We start from the raw sequence: 16,265 nt of genomic DNA, 5'->3' as shown, positions 1-16,265 counted from the left end.
ATGATATACGATTTCGAATACGACGCACAAGGCGTCCGCACGGCACCGCAGACGACGCGCGAGGAGGCGCCCCGTGACGGCATCCATCACCCGCCCCGGCAAGATCATCGCGATCCACCTGAGCTACGGGTCCCGCGCGGATCAGCGCGGCAGGCGCCCGGCCGCTCCCTCGTACTTCTTCAAGCCGGCGAGCTCCGTCGGCGTCTCCGGCGGCGAGGTCGAACGCCCAGCAGGCACCGAACTGCTCGCGTTCGAGGGCGAGATCGCTCTCGTGATCGGCGCGCCCGCGCGTAGGGTCGCACTCGCCGACGCCTGGGACCACGTCGCCTGGGTCACCGCCGCGAACGACCTCGGACTCTACGACCTGCGCGCCAATGACAAGGGATCCAACGTGCGGTCGAAGGGCGGCGACGGATACACGCCGCTGGGCCCCGAGCTCATCGACGCCCGCATCGTCGACCCCTCGGCGCTGCGCGTGCGCGCGTGGGTCAACGGCGAACTGCGCCAGGACGACACGACCGACGGCTTGATCTTCCCTCTCGCGCAGCTCGTCGCCGACCTGTCGCAGCACTTCACGCTCGAGACCGGCGACGTCATCCTCACCGGGACGCCGGCGGGGTCATCGGTCATCGTTCCGGGCGACGTCGTCGAGGTCGAGGTAGATGCCCCGGATGCCGAGGGCTCACCCACATCCGGACGCCTCGTCACCACCGTCACCCAGGGCGATATGCCCTTCGACCCCGCGATCGGCTCGCTCCCCGCGGTCGACGACCTCCAGCGCACCGAGGCCTGGGGATCGGCGGATCTGGCCGGACTCGGAGCGACGTCTGCGGGTAAGGCACCCGCTGATGACCGGCCGACGCTCTCCCCCGAACTCCGCGAGAAGCGCAGCGACGAGACGCATCGCGGCGAGACCTCCGGGATGCTCTCCCCCGAACTCCGCGAGAAGCGCAGCGACGAGACCTCCGGGATGCCCTCCCCCGAACTCCGCGAGAAGCTCCTCGCCGCGCCGACCGCGGGCCTCTCCGCCCAGCTCCGCAAGCGCGGACACCACGGCTGCTTCGTCGACGGCCTCGCCGCGAACATCCCCGGCGCCAAACTCGTCGGCACTGCGAAGACCCTGCGGTTCGTGCCGTTCCGCGAAGACCTGTTCGCCTCGCACGGCGGCGGCTACAACGCCCAGAAGCGCGCGTTCGACACCGTCGACGCAGGCGAGGTCATCGTGATCGAGGCGCGAGGCGACGCGTCGAGCGGCACCCTCGGAGACGTCATGGCGCTTCGCGCGCAGACCCGCGGCGCCGCGGGCGTCGTCACCGACGGCGGCGTGCGCGACTTCGACGCCGTCGCGGCGCTCGGATTCCCCGTCTTCTCGCAGGGGGCGCACCCGTCCGTCCTCGGACGCCGTCACGTGCCGTGGGAGGTCGACGTCACCATCTCGTGCGGTGGTGCGACCGTGCAGCCGGGCGACATCGTCGTGGGAGACGGCGACGGCGTGATCGTGATCCCGCCGTCGCTCGTCGAGGAGGTCGTCGACGCGGCGCTCGCCCAGGAGGACGAGGACTCCTGGGTGGCGGAGCAGGTCGCCGCCGGACACGCCATCGACGGTCTCTTCCCGATGAACGCCGAGTGGCGCGCGCGATACGAGGCCCGCTCATGACCGCCCTGGCCACGAGCAAATCGGAGGTCGCGTACGAGTGGATCCGCTCGCGCATCACCGGGCGCATCTTCAGCCCCGGCTACCGGCTGGTGCTCGGTTCCATCGCGGACGACCTGAAGATGAGCGTCGTCCCTGTCCGAGAGGCCATCCGGCGCCTCGAAGCGGAGGGACTCGTCACCTTCGAGCGCAACGTCGGCGCACGCGTCGCACTCGTCGACGAGAGCGAGTACGCGCACACCATGCAGACCCTCGGCATCGTCGAGGGCGCAGCGACCGCGCTCTCCGCTCCCCTGCTCGGCGAAGACGCTCTCGACGAGGCGGTGCGCATCAACGACCGCATGGCCAGGATGCTGGATCACTTCGACGCGCACGCCTTCACCGAGCTCAACCGCCAGTTCCACTCCGTGCTGTTCGAGCCGTGCCCGAACCCCCACCTGCTCGACCTCGTGCACCGAGGGTGGTCCCGGCTCGCCGGCATCCGCGACTCGACCTTCGCGTCGGTGCCTGGTCGCGCGCACCACTCCGTCGAGGAGCACACGCAGATCGTCGAGCTGATCCGCATCGGCGCGGATCCCCTCGAGATCGAACTCGCCGCCCGAGACCATCGCTGGCGCACGAGGGATGCCTTCCTCGACGCCCTGCACACCCGCACTCATCACACCGGAGGGCTCTCATGACCGACTCCCGCATCCCCGCAGACCTGCCGGACCACATCCAGCACTACATCGACGGCGCGTTCGTCGACTCGGTCGACGGGGACACGTTCGACGTGCTCGACCCCGTCACCAACAAGACGTACACGACGGCGTCGGCGGGCAAGAAGGCCGACATCGACCTCGCGGTCGCCGCCGCGACGCGCGCCTTCCGCGAGGGTCCCTGGCCCCGGATGCTGCCGCGCGAGCGCTCGCGCGTGCTGCACCGCATCGCCGACATCGTCGAATCGCGCGACGCCCGCCTCGCCGAGCTGGAGTCGTACGACTCGGGCCTGCCCATCACCCAGGCTCTCGGCCAGGCCCGACGCGCCGCCGAGAACTTCCGGTTCTTCGCCGACCTGATCGTCGCCCAGTCCGACGACGCCTTCAAGGTGCCCGGCAAGCAGATGAACTACGTCAACCGCAAGCCGATCGGCGTCGCCGGGCTCATCACGCCGTGGAACACGCCGTTCATGCTCGAGTCGTGGAAGCTCGGGCCCGCGCTCGCCACCGGCAACACCGTGGTCCTCAAGCCCGCCGAGTTCACGCCGCTGTCGGCCTCGCTCTGGGCGGGGATCTTCGAAGAGGCAGGTCTCCCGCAGGGCGTCTTCAACCTCGTCAACGGACTCGGAGAGGATGCCGGGGACGCCCTCGTGAAGCATCCGGACGTCCCGCTGATCTCGTTCACCGGCGAGAGCCGCACGGGGCAGATCATCTTCGGCAATGCGGCGCCGTATCTGAAGGGTCTGTCCATGGAACTGGGCGGCAAGTCGCCCGCTGTCGTGTTCGCCGACGCCGACATCGAGGCGGCGGTCGACGCCACCATCTTCGGAGTGTTCTCCCTCAACGGCGAGCGCTGCACCGCCGGATCCCGCATCATCGTCGAGCGGTCGATCTACGACGAGTTCGTCGAGCGCTACGCCGCGCAGGCGCAGCGCGTCAAGGTGGGCTATCCGCACGACCCCGCGACGGAGGTCGGCGCCCTCGTGCACCCCGAGCACTACGAGAAGGTCATGAGCTACGTGGAGATCGGCAAGACCGAGGGCCGCCTCGTCGCCGGCGGCGGCCGCCCCGAGGGCTTCGAGGAAGGGAACTTCGTCGCCCCGACCGTGTTCGCCGACGTCTCCCCCGACGCCCGGATCTTCCAGGAGGAGATCTTCGGACCGGTCGTCGCGATCACGCCCTTCGACTCCGACGACGAGGCGCTGTCGCTCGCGAACAACACCAAGTACGGCCTCGCGGCGTACATCTGGACCAACGATCTGAAGCGCGCACACAACTTCGCGCAGGCGGTCGAGGCGGGCATGGTGTGGCTGAACAGCAACAACGTCCGAGACCTCCGCACCCCGTTCGGCGGCGTGAAGGCCTCAGGTCTCGGTCACGAGGGCGGCTATCGCTCGATCGACTTCTACACCGACCAGCAGAGCGTGCACATCACGCTCGGCGGGACGCACAACCCCACCTTCGGCAAGGACTGACTCCCGATCCCCCGTTCCGATCGCAGTTCGAGCCGCTCAGCCTCGCTCGAGGCGGCACGAGCTGCGACCGGAATCACACAGCAAGGACGCTGACATGACCGACCGGCACGACATGACCCTCACCTCCGCGGGCTACTACGTGAGCCAGGAGGCGCCGATCCGCACCGAGAACCCCATCACGACGCCGCAGGGCGCCGCGCCCGACATCCTGCGCTGCGCGTACATGGAACTCGTCGTCACCGATCTCGCCGCCTCGCGCGTGTTCTACGTCGACGTGCTCGGCCTGTACGTGACGGAGGAGGACGACGAGGCGATCTACCTGCGCTCGACCGAGGAGTTCATCCACCACAACCTCGTGCTGCGAAAGGGACCGATCGCGGCGGTGGCCGCGTTCTCGTACCGCGTGCGCTCCGCTGAGGACCTCGACCTCGCCGCCGCGTTCTACGCGGAGCTCGGCTGCGAGGTGCGCCGTGCCCCCGACGGCTTCGTGAAGGGTGTCGGCGATTCGGTGCGCGTCGTCGACCCGCTCGGCTTCCCGATCGAGTTCTTCCACCAGAGCGAGCACGTCGAACGCATGTCGTGGCGGTACGACCTGCACATCCCCGGAGAGCTCGTCCGGCTCGACCACTTCAATCAGATCACCCCGGACGTCCCGCGAGCGGTGAAGTTCATGCAGGATCTCGGCTTCCGCGTCACGGAGGACATCCAGGACGAGGAGGGCACCGTCTACGCGGCCTGGATGCGACGCAAACCCACCGTCCACGACACGGCCATGACCGGCGGCGACGGACCCCGCATGCACCACGTGTGCTTCGCGACCCACGAGAAGCACAACATCCTCGCGATCTGCGACAGGCTCGGAGCTCTGCGTCGATCGGATGCCATCGAGCGAGGCCCCGGCCGCCACGGCGTGAGCAACGCGTTCTACCTCTATCTGCGCGACCCCGACGGCCACCGCGTCGAGGTCTATACGCAGGACTACTACACGGGCGACCCCGACAACCCGGTCATCACGTGGGACGTGCACGACAATCAGCGCCGCGACTGGTGGGGCAACCCCGTCGTCCCCTCGTGGTACACCGACGGGTCGCTCGTGCTCGACCTCGACGGGAACCCGCAGCCGGTCGTCGCCCGCACCGACAGCTCGGAGATGGCCGTCACGATCGGCGCCGACGGGTTCTCGTACACGCGTGCCGACGAGGGCGAGAAGAAGCTCGGCAATCAGCTCTGAAGGGAAGACGGATGCTCTCGCACGATGACATCACGCGGCTCGCGGCCGAACTCGCGGAGGCCGACCGCACCCACGGCGTGATCCCCCGCATCACCGTCCGCCACCCCGAGGCGACGGTCGACGACTCGTACGCCATCCAGGGCGTCTGGCGCGATGCGCAGATCGCCGCGGGTCGCCGCCTGGTCGGCCGCAAGATCGGCCTCACGTCCAAGGCGATGCAGCAGGCGACGGGGATCACCGAACCCGACTACGGCGTCATGTTCGACGACACGGTGTACGAGTCGGGTGCCGAGATCCCGGTCGACCACTTCTCGAACGTGCGCATCGAGGTCGAGTTGGCGTTCGTGCTGAAGCGTCCGCTCGAGGGCCCCGACTGCGCGCTCGACGACGCTCTCGCGGCGATCGACTACGCCGTCCCCGCGCTCGAGGTGCTCAATTCGCACATCGAGCTCGAAGGGCGCACGATCGTCGACACGATCAGCGACAACGCGGCGTACGGGGCCATGGTCCTCGGCTCCGAGCGTCGGAGGCCCGACGAGATCGATCTGCGGTGGGTGCCGGGGGTCCTGTCGCGCAACGGCGAGATCGAGGAGACCGGCGTCGCGGCCGGAGTGCTCGGCCACCCCGCCACCGGCGTGGCCTGGCTCGCGAACAAGTTCCACCAGCACGGCGCGCGGCTCGACGCCGGCGAGATCATCCTGGCAGGATCTTTCACGCGCCCCATGTGGGTGTCGCGCGGCGACGAGGTGCTGTGCGACTACGGACCGATGGGAACCATCACATGCCGCTTCGTCTAGACCCGTCGTTCCGCGAGGCACTCGCGGCATCCGCTCGCCCCCTCATCGGGATGTGGGCGTGCTCGGGCAGTCCGCTCGTCACCGAGGTCGCCGCGGGCTCCGGTCTCGACTGGCTGCTCATCGACATGGAGCACTCCGCGAACACCCTCGAGTCGACCCTCGTGCAGCTGCAGGTCGTCGCGGCGTATCCGATCACGCCGGTCGTACGGGTGCCGTCGAACGACCCCGTCGCGATCAAGCAGGTGCTGGACCTCGGTGCGCAGAACATCATCGTCCCGATGGTCTCGTCGGCCGACGAGGCCAGGGCCGCGGTCGCTGCGACCCGCTACCCGCCCGAGGGCGTGCGAGGGGTCGGCAGCGCTCTCGCCCGCAGCGCGCGGTGGAATCGTGTCGACGGCTACCTCGCCGACTCCTCCCGCCACACCTCTCTCACGGTGCAGATCGAGACCGTCGCCGGCGTCGACGCGGCATCCGAGATCGCGGCCGTCGACGGAGTGGATGCCGTCTTCGTGGGGCCATCCGATCTGTCGGCCTCGATGGGGCTGCTCGGGCAGCAGACCCACCCCGAGGTGCTCGCCGCCGTCGACGGCGTGTTCGCCTCGGTGCGCGAGGCAGGCAAACCGGTGGGCGTGAACGCGTTCGACCCGGCGGCCGCTGACGCGTACATCGCAGGAGGAGCCGACTTCGTCGCCGTGGGTGCGGATGTGGCGCTGCTGGCCAGGGCATCGGAGGCCCTCGCGATGCGGTTCGTCACGGCATCCGACGCCCCCGATCGCGCCAGCTACTGATCCGTCCTTTCGAATCGCGCGAATCGCAGTTCCAGCAGGGGCGCAGTCGCCATTCGCGCGATTCGAAGCCGGCCGGCCGGTGCCAGGATGGTCTGATGCACATGAGCGAGCCCGAACGATGATCCGCGCTCTGGCCGCGATGCAGGAGCGCGGCTTCCGGTGGTTCTTCCTGGCCCGCGCGATCACGATGATCACCGGGTCGATGTCGTCGATCGCGCTGGCGTTCGCGGTGCTCGAGATCGACAACGATCCGCAGTCGCTGTCCATCGTGCTCGCGGCGTTCACGCTCAGCAACATCGTCTTCCTGCTGTTCGGCGGCGTCGTGGCCGACCGGCTGCCGCGGGCGCTCATCATCCAGTCCTGCTACGTGATCGACATCGTCAGCCTCGGCACGATGGCGGCGCTGCTCTTCACCGGCACGGCGACCATCCCGCTCCTCGCCCTGCTCTCGGTGCTGAACGGGGCGTCCACAGCGTTCGTGCTCCCGGCGATGCAGGGCATCATCCCCCAGCTGACCACGCCGGAGCACCTGCAGCAGGCGAATGCGATGCTGTCGTTCGTGCGCTCGGCCACGACGATCGGCGGTCCCATCATCGCCGGCATCGTCGTCGCGACCGCGGGACCCGCGTGGGTCATGGTCGCCCAGGCCGTCGCCTGGGCGACCGCCATCCCGATCCTCGCGATGGTCCGCCTGCCTCCCCCCTTGCACGGCGGGGGCACCTCGCTGTTCCAGGACCTCCGCGTCGGCTGGCAGGAGTTCTCGAGCCGCACGTGGCTGTGGACGATCGTCGTGGCGTTCATGATCATGAACGCCATCCACATCGGCGCCTGGGGAGTCGTCGGGCCCTACATCGCGAAGAACGACGACCGTCTCGGCGTCGCCGGGTGGGGCTGGGTAGTGAGCGCCGAGGGCCTCGGCGTCCTGCTCATGACGCTCGTGCTGCTGTGGTTCCCCCTGAAGCGCCCGCTGCGGTACGGCATGATCGGCATGGCCACCTTCGCCATCCCGCTCACCGTGCTCGGTGTGCACCCCGCCGTCGTGCTGCTCGCGATCGCCGCCTTCCTCGCCGGTGCGGGCGCCGAGGTGTTCAGCACCGGATGGAACGTCGCCATGATGGAGAACGTGCCGGGCGACAGGCTCTCTCGCGTCTACAGCTACGACATGCTCGGCAGCTATGTCGTGCTGCCGATCGGCACCCTCGTCTACGGCTGGCTGGTCACGCACAGCGACGTCGTCACCGTGCTCGTCTGGTCCGGTGCCGTGTATGCCGCGGTCGCCCTGCTCGCCCTTGCCGTGCCGAGCGTGTGGCGCATGGGGCGCCCCGCCGAAGCGCTCGGCACGGAGCAGAAGGGGTTGGCGGATTCATAGCAATCCGGGCGAGACTGTGAGCATGACCTTCGCCGCGCTCCAGCCCCTCGCCGACCGTGCCGCACTGTTCACCGCCCTCCGGCAGGACGCCCTGGCGCAGGAGCTCGAAAAGCTCGGCGACAACCGGTGGGACGCCGACATGGCCGCCGGGACGATCACCTTCACGTCGAACGCGGATCCCGCCCGACAGCTCGTCGCTCGCGCTCACCTGATCGCCACGATCGCCCCCGGGCCCCGCTCGCTGCTCTGGGCGTGGGCGCACCCGCAGGGCGATGCCGCCGGAATCGCGGCGCAACTGCGCGAGTACGGCACCGAGCACGGAGTCGCCTCGTTGAGCGACCCCGAGCTGCCCTTCCCGACGGACGCCGCGGGCGATGACGAGTGGATCGCCGCGGCCGGGCACACCGTCGGCACCGTGGCCGTCGAGCTCACCGGGCGCTCCCCGTACTACGTCGCGCCGGTCGGCGGCGGCACCTCCGCCGTGTTCCTGCTCGACGCTCCGATCGAACCGCTTACGGTCGCCTCCGCCGCGATCGCGCTGCCCCGCATCCTCTCGGGTCTCGCTCTTCCCGACGCACGCACGTCCGTATGGGATGCCGCCCGCCTCGCCGGCTGGAACCTCAGCTGGACCGACGAGTCGTTCACGGGCGCGACGGTGACCGACGCGAGCGGCTCGGCGACCTTCCGCTTCGACGAGCAGGCACGCATCGCGAACATCGAGAGCAGCCTGCAGCCCCAGGTCTAGGTCGAGCGACTCGGCAGGATCTCCGGCAGCTGACCCGCGCGTCGTAGAGATGCCGCGGCGTCGCAGGGTTCCGGGGAATCCCTGCGACGCCGCGGCACATCTGCGACAGCGACGTGCTCAGGCCAGCCGCTCCGCGGCCTCGACCACGTTCGTCATGAGCAGGGCGACCGTCATCGGACCCACCCCGCCCGGGTTCGGCGACACCCAGCCGGCGACCTCGGCCACATCGGGGTGCACGTCTCCGAAGACGAGGTTCTTGCCCGTCGCGGGATCGGTCTCGCGCGTCACGCCCACGTCGAGCACCGCTGCGCCCGGCTTCACGTCCTCGGCGCGGATGAGGTGCTTCACCCCTGCGGCGGCCACGATCACGTCGGCCTCGCGCAGGTAGCGGGGCATGTCGACCGTGCCCGTGTGCGTCAGGGTGACGGTGGCGTTCAGGTCGCGCCGCGTGAGGAGCAGGCCGATCGAGCGGCCGATCGTCACTCCGCGGCCGACCACGACGACGTGCTTGCCCTTGAGGTCGTAGTCGTTGCGCAGGAGCAGCTCGATCACGCCGCGCGGTGTGCACGGCAGCGGCGTGTCGATCCGGCTGTTCACGTTGAGCACCAGGCGCCCCAGGTTCGTGGGGTGCAGGCCGTCGGCATCCTTCGCCGGGTCGATGCGCTCGAGGATGGCGTCGGTGTCGATGTGCTTCGGCAGCGGCAGTTGCACGATGTACCCGTGGCAGCTGTCGTCGGCGTTGAGCTCGTCGATCAGCGCCTCGACGTCGGCCTGCGTGGCATCGGCCGGCAGCTCGCGCTGGATCGAGTTCATCCCGATCGCCTCGGACTGCCGATGCTTCATGCCGACGTAGAGCTGGGACGCCGGGTCGGCGCCGACCAGCACCGTGGCGATGCCGGGCACGATGCCCTTCTCCTTCAGAGCGGCGACCCGCTCGGTCAGCTCCGCCTTGATCGCGGCCGAAGCCGCCTTGCCGTCGAGGATCTGCGCGGTCACGTGAGGCGCCTTTCAGATAGGGGGTTCGCGGTGCTCGTCACGTCTCGTCGCTGCGCGCCCCACTCGACGACCGCAGAGGTCGCCCGAGCGAGGCGCGGAGAGCGAGACGAGACCGTTACTGCTGCAGGTCCGGGTACAGCGGGAACGCCGCGGCGAGCGCGTCGACACGGGCACGGAGCGCCTCGATGTCGGCGCCGGGGATGAGCGCGAGGGCGATCACGTCGGCGACCTCGGTGAACTCGGCGTCGCCGAATCCGCGCGTCGCGAGGGCGGGCGTGCCGATGCGCAGACCCGAGGTCACCATCGGCGGACGCGGGTCGTTCGGCACCGCGTTGCGGTTGACAGTGATGTGGATCTCGTGCAGCAGGTCTTCGGCCTGCTTGCCGTCGAGCTCGGCGTCGCGCAGATCGACCAGCACGAGGTGCACGTCGGTGCCGTCCGAGCGGACGCCGATCCCTGCGTCCTTCACGTCCTGCTGCGTCAGACGATCGGCGATCAGAGCGGCACCGCGGATGGTGCGCTCCTGCCGTTCGACGAACTCGGGCGTCGCGGCGAGCTTGAACGCGGTCGCCTTCGCGGCGATCACGTGCATGAGCGGGCCGCCCTGCTGGCCGGGGAAGACGGCCGTGTTGATCTTCTTCGCGATGTCGGCGTCGTTCGTGAGGATGAAGCCCGAGCGGGGGCCGCCGATCGTCTTGTGCACGGTCGACGACACGACGTGCGCGTGCGGGACGGGGTTCGGGTGCAGACCGGCGGCGACGAGGCCGGCGAAGTGCGCCATGTCGACCCAGAGCAGGGCGCCGACCTCGTCGGCGATCGCACGGAACGCCTCGAAGTCGAGAGTGCGGGGGTACGCCGACCAGCCGGCGATGATGACCTTCGGCTTGTGCTCGAGGGCGAGGCGACGCACCTCGTCCATGTCGATGACCGACGTCTCGGGGTTCACGCCGTAGGCGACGATGTCGTACAGACGGCCGGAGAAGTTGATCTTCATGCCGTGCGTGAGGTGGCCGCCCTGATCGAGCGACAGGCCGAGCAGGGTGTCGCCGGGGCGGGCGATGGCGTGCAGCACGGCCGCGTTCGCCGAGGCGCCGGAGTGCGGCTGCACGTTCGCGAACTCGGCGCCGAAGAGGTCCTTCGCCCGCTGGATCGCGAGCTCCTCGGCGACGTCGACCTCCTCGCAGCCGCCGTAGTAGCGACGACCCGGGTAGCCCTCGGCGTACTTGTTCGTCAGGACGGAGCCCTGCGACTGCAGCACGGAGACGGGCACGAAGTTCTCGGAGGCGATCATCTCGAGGAAGGACTGCTGACGCTTCAGTTCCCGGTCGAGGACCTCGGCGATCTCAGGGTCGACCTCGGCGAGCGGGGCGTTGAAGTAACGGTCGGTCATGGTGACATGCTCCTCTGACAACGGAATCGAAGGGTGTTCCTATCGGCCCAGGCGCGCGGTCGAAGTCCGTGGTCAGTCGCTCCCCGGTGGTAGTCCACCCAGACGCCAGTCGCGACGGTTCGAGCATACCGGATCAGCCCTGTCCTGGCGGCGGGTCTGCAGGGTAGGTTTTTGTTCATGGTCCTTCCCCATTCTCTTCCTCTGGTCCCCCTGCCCGTCTCCGCCATCGTCGGCGAGGGCCGGGTGCCGGTCACCGAGAGCATGCGAGTCATCGGCGACTCCCCCGCAACGATCCAGCTGATGGATGCCGTGGCGCACCGCACCGGCATCCGCCTCACCACCACCGACGTCGCCGAGCCCGGCGCGATCACCCTGCACGTGGAATCCGGCGCCGCGCCGGCGGAGGGGTACCGTCTCTCGATCGGCGAGAACCTGCAGATCGTCGGCGGCGACGAGGCGGGGCTGTTCTACGGCGTGCAGAGCCTCCTGCAGCTGCTCACCGAGGAGAGCGGCGTCTGGAGCCTGCCTCGCGTCGAGATCACCGACGCGCCCCGCTTCCCCCGGCGCGGCGTGATGCTCGACGTCACCCGCCACTTCTTCGACGTCGCCGAGGTCAAGCGCTTCATCGACGAGACGAGCGCGCTGAAGTACAACCACCTGCACCTGCATCTCAGCGATGACCAGGGCTGGCGCCTCCAGATCGACTCGTGGCCGAAGCTCACCGAGCTGTCGTCCGCGTCCGCCGCCGACGGCGACCGCGGCGGCTTCTACACGAAGGACGAGTACCGCGACATCATCGCGTACGCGGCCGCGCGGCACATGATCGTCATCCCCGAGATCGACCTCCCCGGGCACACGCATGCGATCGGCGTCGCCTACCCCGACCTCGTCGAGGAGCCCGTGCTGAACGACGGCCTCGTGTCGCAGGCGAAAGAGCTCGACCAGCCGCTCCCCGTGAAGGGCGAGCCCTACCTCGGCTGGGGCGTCGGCCACTCCAGCGTCCGCATCCATGAGGAGCGCACCTACGACTTCGTGCGCGACGTGATCCGCGAGCTCGTCGAGCTCACCCCGGGCCCGTACATCCACATCGGCGGCGATGAGTCGCTCGGCACCCCGCAGGCGGACTTCGATCTGTTCGCCGAGCGCGCCACGGCCATCGTGGTCGAGGAGGGCCGGATCCCGGTCGCGTGGCACGAGATGGGGTCGGCCGCCGGCATCGCCGAGGGCACCGTCGGACAGTACTGGGGCATGACGACGCCCTCCGAGACCCATGCGGCGGAGGCCGCGCGCTTCGTCGAGCGCGGCGGGGCCCTGATCGTGTCGGCCGCGGACGCCGCCTACCTCGACATGAAGTACACGCCGGATTTCCCGCTCGGACTCACCTGGGCGGCGGTCGTCGACGTGCAGCGCGCGTACTCGTGGGACCCGGCCGCCGTGCTCGACGTGCCGGACAGCGCGATCCTCGGCATCGAGGCGCCGCTGTGGAGCGAGACCACCCGCACCTATGCCGACGTCGAGCAGCTCGTGTTCCCGAGGGCGGCAGCGCTGGCCGAGGTGGCCTGGTCGCCGCAGCAGGGCGACGGACGCGAGTGGACGTCGTTCCGCGACCGCGTCGCGACCCTCGCACCGGGGTGGCGCGCCCGCGGCGTGAACTTCTACGCCTCGCCAGAGATCGACTGGATCGAGCAGTGACGGTCGAGCAGACCTCGTCCGGGTCGCTCGTCATCCACGGCGCCCGGCTGGTGGATGCCGGCACCATCGCCGAGGACGCCTGGGTCCGCATCGAAGACGGCGTCGTCGTGGCGACGGGCATCGGCGGCGGATGGGAGTCGGCCGACCGGGTCGTCGACGCTCAGGAGACCGCGGGCCGGGGCGCGCTGCTGGCACCGGGCTTCATCGACATCCACGGCCACGGCGGGGCAGGTGCGTCGTTCGACGACGGCGTGGATGCCATCCGCACGGCCCGCGCCCTGCACCGTTCGCACGGCACGACCCGCGCCATCGTCTCTCTGGTCACCGCGCCGCTCGACGACCTCGCGCGTCGCGTCGCCGAAATCGCCGAGCTGATGCGCACCGACCGCGACATCCTCGGATCCCATCTCGAGGGGCCGTTCCTCGATCCCGGTCACCACGGCGCTCACGAGCCGAGCCTGCTGCGAGCACCCGTACCGGCCGACGTCGCTCGGCTGCTGGACGCCGGCGCCGGAACCGTGCGACAGGTCACCGTCGCGCCGGAACTCCCCGGCGGGCTGGATGCCGTGCGGCTGATCGTCGAGGCCGGGGCTGCGGCAGCCGTCGGCCACACCGATGCAGACGCCACCATGGCACGCGCGGCTTTCGACGCCGGCGCCTCGGTGCTCACCCATGCGTTCAACGCGATGCCGGGCATCCATCATCGCGCCCCCGGCCCGGTCCTGGCGGCGGCGGCCGACCACCGCGTCGTACTCGAAGCCATCGCCGATGACGTGCACCTCGATCCGCACGTCGTCAAGCTGCTCTTCGACACCGCGCCCGACCGCGTCGCCCTGATCACCGACGCCATGGCCGCGGCGGGCAGCGCCGACGGACACTACGACCTCGGCGCGGTCAGCGTGACGGTGCGCGACGGCATCGCCCGCGCCGACGACACGGGGTCCATCGCCGGTTCGACGCTCACGCAGGATGTCGCGCTGCGACGTGCTGTGGACGCCGGAGTGCCGCTGCCGACGGCGGTGCGCGCTCTGACTGCCACCCCGGCTTCCGCAGTCGGCTTCGGCGACCGCCTCGGCGCTCTCGCATCGGGATACGTGGGCGACGCAGTGCTGCTGGACGCACAGCTGCGCATCGCGCGTGTCTGGGTGGGCGAACTCCGCTGACCCTCTGCGCGACGCGCAGCTCTGCTGTCTCCGGTCTTCCGACAGGGCGGGGAGGGCCGCCTTCCCCCAGAACGGCGGCCCTCGCACTGTCCCTTCTCAGAGCCGGCGGGCCGGGAACTCCTCCCCCGAGGTGCCCGACCCGCCATCCACCGGTGCTCATGCCCCTCGGCACCAGCGCCGTGGTCCCTCCGCCCCCCGGAGAGGACCATGGCTGTCTCTATCGGATGAGACGGCGGGATGCCCGATCCATTACGCGCCTTCACGGATTTTTCTTGAGTTTTTCCGGCCTCCCGAAGCAAAATCCCCGTGACCTGGCCTTTTCGCTTCGAGATCGGACACCCGGACTTTCCGGTGCGGGGTGGCGCGCCCGTCATATCGGAGAGAGAATGGACGAGGCGCGTGATGAAGGACGGTCTCACGCGTCTCTTCATGTGGAGATGCATCCGCTCTCCATGACAGATGGGTGACAGTGAGCCAGGACACCACAGCGAACGGTCGGACAGTCCCGGATGACGGGGCGGTCGCCGACGCCGACCTCGTTCTGCGTACCCGCTCGGGTGACGCCGCCGCGTTCGGCGAGCTGTGGAGACGGCACTATCCGTCTGGCATGTCCGTCGCCCGCTCCATCACGTCCTCCATCGACCCGGACGACCTCGTTCAGGAGTCGTACACGCGCATCTACCAGGCGATCCTCAAGGGCGGCGGCCCGAACGGATCGTTCCGCGCCTATCTGTTCACGAGCATCCGCAACACCGCTGCCGCGTGGGGTCGCTCACGCCGCGAATCGGCCATCGACGAGCTCGACACCGTCGCCGATCCTGACAGCACGGAGCAGGCGGCCAACGAGGCGCTCGACCGCAGCCTCACCGCCCAGGCCTTCCGCAGCCTGCCCTCCCGCTGGCAGGAGGTGCTCTGGTACACCGAGATCGAGCAGATGAAGCCGGCCGAGGCCGGGGCGCTGCTCGGCATGAAGGCGGGAGCGGTGTCCCAGCTCGCGTTCCGCGCGCGTGAGGGCCTGCGCGAGGCGTGGATCCAGGCTCACCTCCGCAGCGCAGCGCCCGAGTCCGATTGCCAGTGGACCATCGAGCACCTCGGCGCCTACTCGCGCGGCAACCTGGGCGTCCGTGATCAGAAGCGTCTCGAGGCCCACCTCGAGGACTGCGCCCGCTGCATGATCGTCGCAGCGGAGGCCAAGGACGTCTCGACGCGACTCGCGCTCGTACTGCTGCCACTCGTACTCGGCGTCGCCGGCGCGGCCGGCTATCTGGCGACACTTCAAGGCGCCGGCGCACCGATCGTCGCACTGGCCGCGATGCCCTCGTCCGTGACCGAGGGCGCTGTCGTCGTCGGCAGCGGTGCCGCCGCCGCGAGTGCCGGCACCGCTTCCGGCGCGGGGATGGGCGGAGCAGGGGCAGGTGGCGCCGGAGGCACGGGCGGCGCCGGCACATCAGGCGGAGGGATACTCAGCGGTGTCGGGGCTCTCGTCGGCGCCGGTTCCGCGGCTCTCGTCGTCGCCGGTGTCGTCACCGCGGCGACCATCATCCCCGGACTCGTCGGGGCGAACCCCGCTGCGTCGATGCCCAGCGCCGGCGGAGGCGATTCATCGTCGATCAGCGCCGACATCGGTCCGGATGAGGCGATGTCCGCCGACAAGCCCGTGACCGTCGAGACGACCGACCCCGTGCCGACGCCCGCTCCTCTGCCCGACGTACCGCCGATCGAGGCCCCGATCACTCCGGAACCCGCCGAAGACCTCGCGCCAGCGACGGCGCCCGTGGCTGCCGCGCCTGTCACACCCCCGGCGCCGCCCACCACGACGCCCGGCACCGACGGGCCGGGCACCGGGAAGCCCGGCACGGACGAGCCCGGCGCAGGCGAACCCGGCACAGGCGAACCAGGCACGGACGAGCCAGGCACGGACGAGCCCGGCGCAGGCGAGCCCGGTGCAGGCGAACCCGGCGCAGGCGAACCCGGCGCAGGCGAACCCGGCGCAGGCGAACCCGGCGCAGGCGAACCCGGCACCGAAGAGCCCGGCACGGACGAACCCGGCACAGACGAACCCGGCACCGAACAGCCCGGCACCGACCAACCCGGCACAGGCGAACCAGGCACGGACGAACCCGGCACGGACGAACCCGGCACCGACGAACCCGGCACCGACGAACCCGGCACCGAACAGCCCGGCACCGACGAACCCGGCACCGACGAACCCGGCACCGACGAACCCGGCACCGACGAACCCGGCACCGAACAGCCCGGCACCGACG

Annotated in this window: 13 protein-coding genes, 1 pseudogene and 1 riboswitch; of the genes and pseudogenes, 11 read left to right on the top strand and 3 right to left on the bottom strand. The window is 69.9% G+C overall.

The window, feature by feature from the left end; all coding sequences use genetic code 11:
• Positions 1 to 73: 73 nt before the first annotated feature.
• The 8 genes from FSY98_RS12705 to FSY98_RS12670 all read left to right on the top strand — a co-directional run bounded on the left by FSY98_RS12705 (position 74) and on the right by FSY98_RS12670 (position 8,757).
• Positions 74 to 1,657, top strand: coding sequence for a fumarylacetoacetate hydrolase family protein (locus tag FSY98_RS12705; RefSeq protein ID WP_144877036.1), 1,584 nt, complete (start codon positions 74 to 76; stop codon positions 1,655 to 1,657).
• On the top strand, positions 1,654 to 2,334 hold the full coding sequence (locus FSY98_RS12700) for a GntR family transcriptional regulator (RefSeq protein WP_144877035.1): 681 nt from the start codon (positions 1,654 to 1,656) through the stop codon (positions 2,332 to 2,334). The genes FSY98_RS12705 and FSY98_RS12700 overlap by 4 nt, the downstream gene beginning before the upstream one ends.
• A complete protein-coding gene (hpaE, locus tag FSY98_RS12695) occupies positions 2,331 to 3,827 on the top strand; it encodes a 5-carboxymethyl-2-hydroxymuconate semialdehyde dehydrogenase (RefSeq protein WP_144877034.1) in 1,497 nt (498 codons plus the stop codon). Before FSY98_RS12700 ends, hpaE begins: the two co-directional genes overlap by 4 nt.
• A 94-nt stretch (positions 3,828 to 3,921) precedes the next feature.
• Positions 3,922 to 5,058, top strand: coding sequence for a 3,4-dihydroxyphenylacetate 2,3-dioxygenase (hpaD, locus tag FSY98_RS12690; protein ID WP_144877033.1), 1,137 nt, complete (start codon positions 3,922 to 3,924; stop codon positions 5,056 to 5,058).
• Positions 5,059 to 5,069: 11 nt separating this feature from the next.
• Positions 5,070 to 5,855: a fumarylacetoacetate hydrolase family protein gene (locus tag FSY98_RS12685; protein ID WP_144877032.1), complete on the top strand. Its 786-nt coding sequence runs from the start codon at positions 5,070 to 5,072 to the stop codon at positions 5,853 to 5,855.
• The gene (locus FSY98_RS12680) at positions 5,840 to 6,643 is read left to right on the top strand and encodes an HpcH/HpaI aldolase/citrate lyase family protein (protein WP_144877031.1); all 804 of its coding nucleotides are present in this window, start codon (positions 5,840 to 5,842) and stop codon (positions 6,641 to 6,643) included. Before FSY98_RS12685 ends, FSY98_RS12680 begins: the two co-directional genes overlap by 16 nt.
• Positions 6,644 to 6,761: 118 nt before the next feature.
• Positions 6,762 to 8,012 (top strand): MFS transporter, encoded by a 1,251-nt coding sequence (locus tag FSY98_RS12675; protein WP_186307677.1) that lies wholly within the window; start codon positions 6,762 to 6,764, stop codon positions 8,010 to 8,012.
• A gap of 22 nt (positions 8,013 to 8,034) precedes the next feature.
• The gene (locus FSY98_RS12670) at positions 8,035 to 8,757 is read left to right on the top strand and encodes a DUF6882 domain-containing protein (RefSeq protein WP_144877029.1); all 723 of its coding nucleotides are present in this window, start codon (positions 8,035 to 8,037) and stop codon (positions 8,755 to 8,757) included.
• 117 nt (positions 8,758 to 8,874) lie between these two features.
• Here the strand turns inward: FSY98_RS12670 and FSY98_RS12665 are convergent, their stop codons facing one another.
• Both FSY98_RS12665 and glyA read right to left on the bottom strand, forming a co-directional pair.
• Complete coding sequence (locus tag FSY98_RS12665) at positions 8,875 to 9,753, bottom strand: bifunctional methylenetetrahydrofolate dehydrogenase/methenyltetrahydrofolate cyclohydrolase (protein WP_144877028.1); 879 nt, start codon at positions 9,751 to 9,753, stop codon at positions 8,875 to 8,877.
• 115 nt (positions 9,754 to 9,868) lie between these two features.
• Entirely contained in the window at positions 9,869 to 11,143 is a 1,275-nt protein-coding gene (glyA, locus tag FSY98_RS12660; protein WP_144877027.1) for a serine hydroxymethyltransferase, read from the bottom strand.
• Positions 11,144 to 11,181: 38 nt separating this feature from the next.
• Positions 11,182 to 11,266, bottom strand: a riboswitch (ZMP/ZTP riboswitch).
• 54 nt (positions 11,267 to 11,320) lie between these two features.
• Between glyA and FSY98_RS12655 the strand changes: the two genes are divergently transcribed.
• From FSY98_RS12655 to FSY98_RS17040, 3 genes and pseudogenes are all read left to right on the top strand, one after another.
• Positions 11,321 to 12,835, top strand: a complete 1,515-nt coding sequence (locus FSY98_RS12655; RefSeq protein ID WP_144877026.1) for a beta-N-acetylhexosaminidase — start codon at positions 11,321 to 11,323, stop codon at positions 12,833 to 12,835.
• Positions 12,832 to 13,998, top strand: coding sequence for an N-acetylglucosamine-6-phosphate deacetylase (nagA, locus tag FSY98_RS12650; protein WP_144877025.1), 1,167 nt, complete (start codon positions 12,832 to 12,834; stop codon positions 13,996 to 13,998). The genes FSY98_RS12655 and nagA overlap by 4 nt, the downstream gene beginning before the upstream one ends.
• Before the next feature lie 607 nt (positions 13,999 to 14,605).
• Positions 14,606 to 15,121: pseudogene (locus tag FSY98_RS17040) on the top strand (RNA polymerase sigma factor); the annotation flags it as partial.
• A gap of 667 nt (positions 15,122 to 15,788) precedes the next feature.
• Here FSY98_RS17040 and FSY98_RS17035 read toward each other — a convergent pair.
• Positions 15,789 to 15,977 (bottom strand): hypothetical protein, encoded by a 189-nt coding sequence (locus tag FSY98_RS17035; protein ID WP_396652355.1) that lies wholly within the window; start codon positions 15,975 to 15,977, stop codon positions 15,789 to 15,791.
• Positions 15,978 to 16,265 lie beyond the last annotated feature (288 nt).

It is taken from the genome of Microbacterium sp. 1.5R (assembly GCF_007667425.1).
Taxonomy (GTDB): Bacteria; Actinomycetota; Actinomycetes; order Actinomycetales; family Microbacteriaceae; genus Microbacterium.
The sequence above is the reverse complement of the archived record's forward strand: the minus strand, read 5'-3'. Positions and strand labels throughout refer to the sequence as shown.

Excerpts from the sequence above, each read along its gene's own strand:
- FSY98_RS12675 (WP_186307677.1), top strand. The coding sequence starts at position 6,762 with ATGATCCGCGCTCTGGCCGCGATGCAGGAGCGCGGCTTCCGGTGGTTC.
- hpaE (WP_144877034.1), top strand. The coding sequence starts at position 2,331 with ATGACCGACTCCCGCATCCCCGCAGACCTGCCGGACCACATCCAGCAC.
- FSY98_RS12670 (WP_144877029.1), top strand. The coding sequence starts at position 8,035 with ATGACCTTCGCCGCGCTCCAGCCCCTCGCCGACCGTGCCGCACTGTTC.
- glyA (WP_144877027.1), bottom strand. The coding sequence starts at position 11,143 with ATGACCGACCGTTACTTCAACGCCCCGCTCGCCGAGGTCGACCCTGAG.
- hpaD (WP_144877033.1), top strand. The coding sequence starts at position 3,922 with ATGACCGACCGGCACGACATGACCCTCACCTCCGCGGGCTACTACGTG.
- FSY98_RS12700 (WP_144877035.1), top strand. The coding sequence starts at position 1,654 with ATGACCGCCCTGGCCACGAGCAAATCGGAGGTCGCGTACGAGTGGATC.
- FSY98_RS12685 (WP_144877032.1), top strand. The coding sequence starts at position 5,070 with ATGCTCTCGCACGATGACATCACGCGGCTCGCGGCCGAACTCGCGGAG.
- FSY98_RS12680 (WP_144877031.1), top strand. The coding sequence starts at position 5,840 with ATGCCGCTTCGTCTAGACCCGTCGTTCCGCGAGGCACTCGCGGCATCC.
- FSY98_RS12655 (WP_144877026.1), top strand. The coding sequence starts at position 11,321 with ATGGTCCTTCCCCATTCTCTTCCTCTGGTCCCCCTGCCCGTCTCCGCC.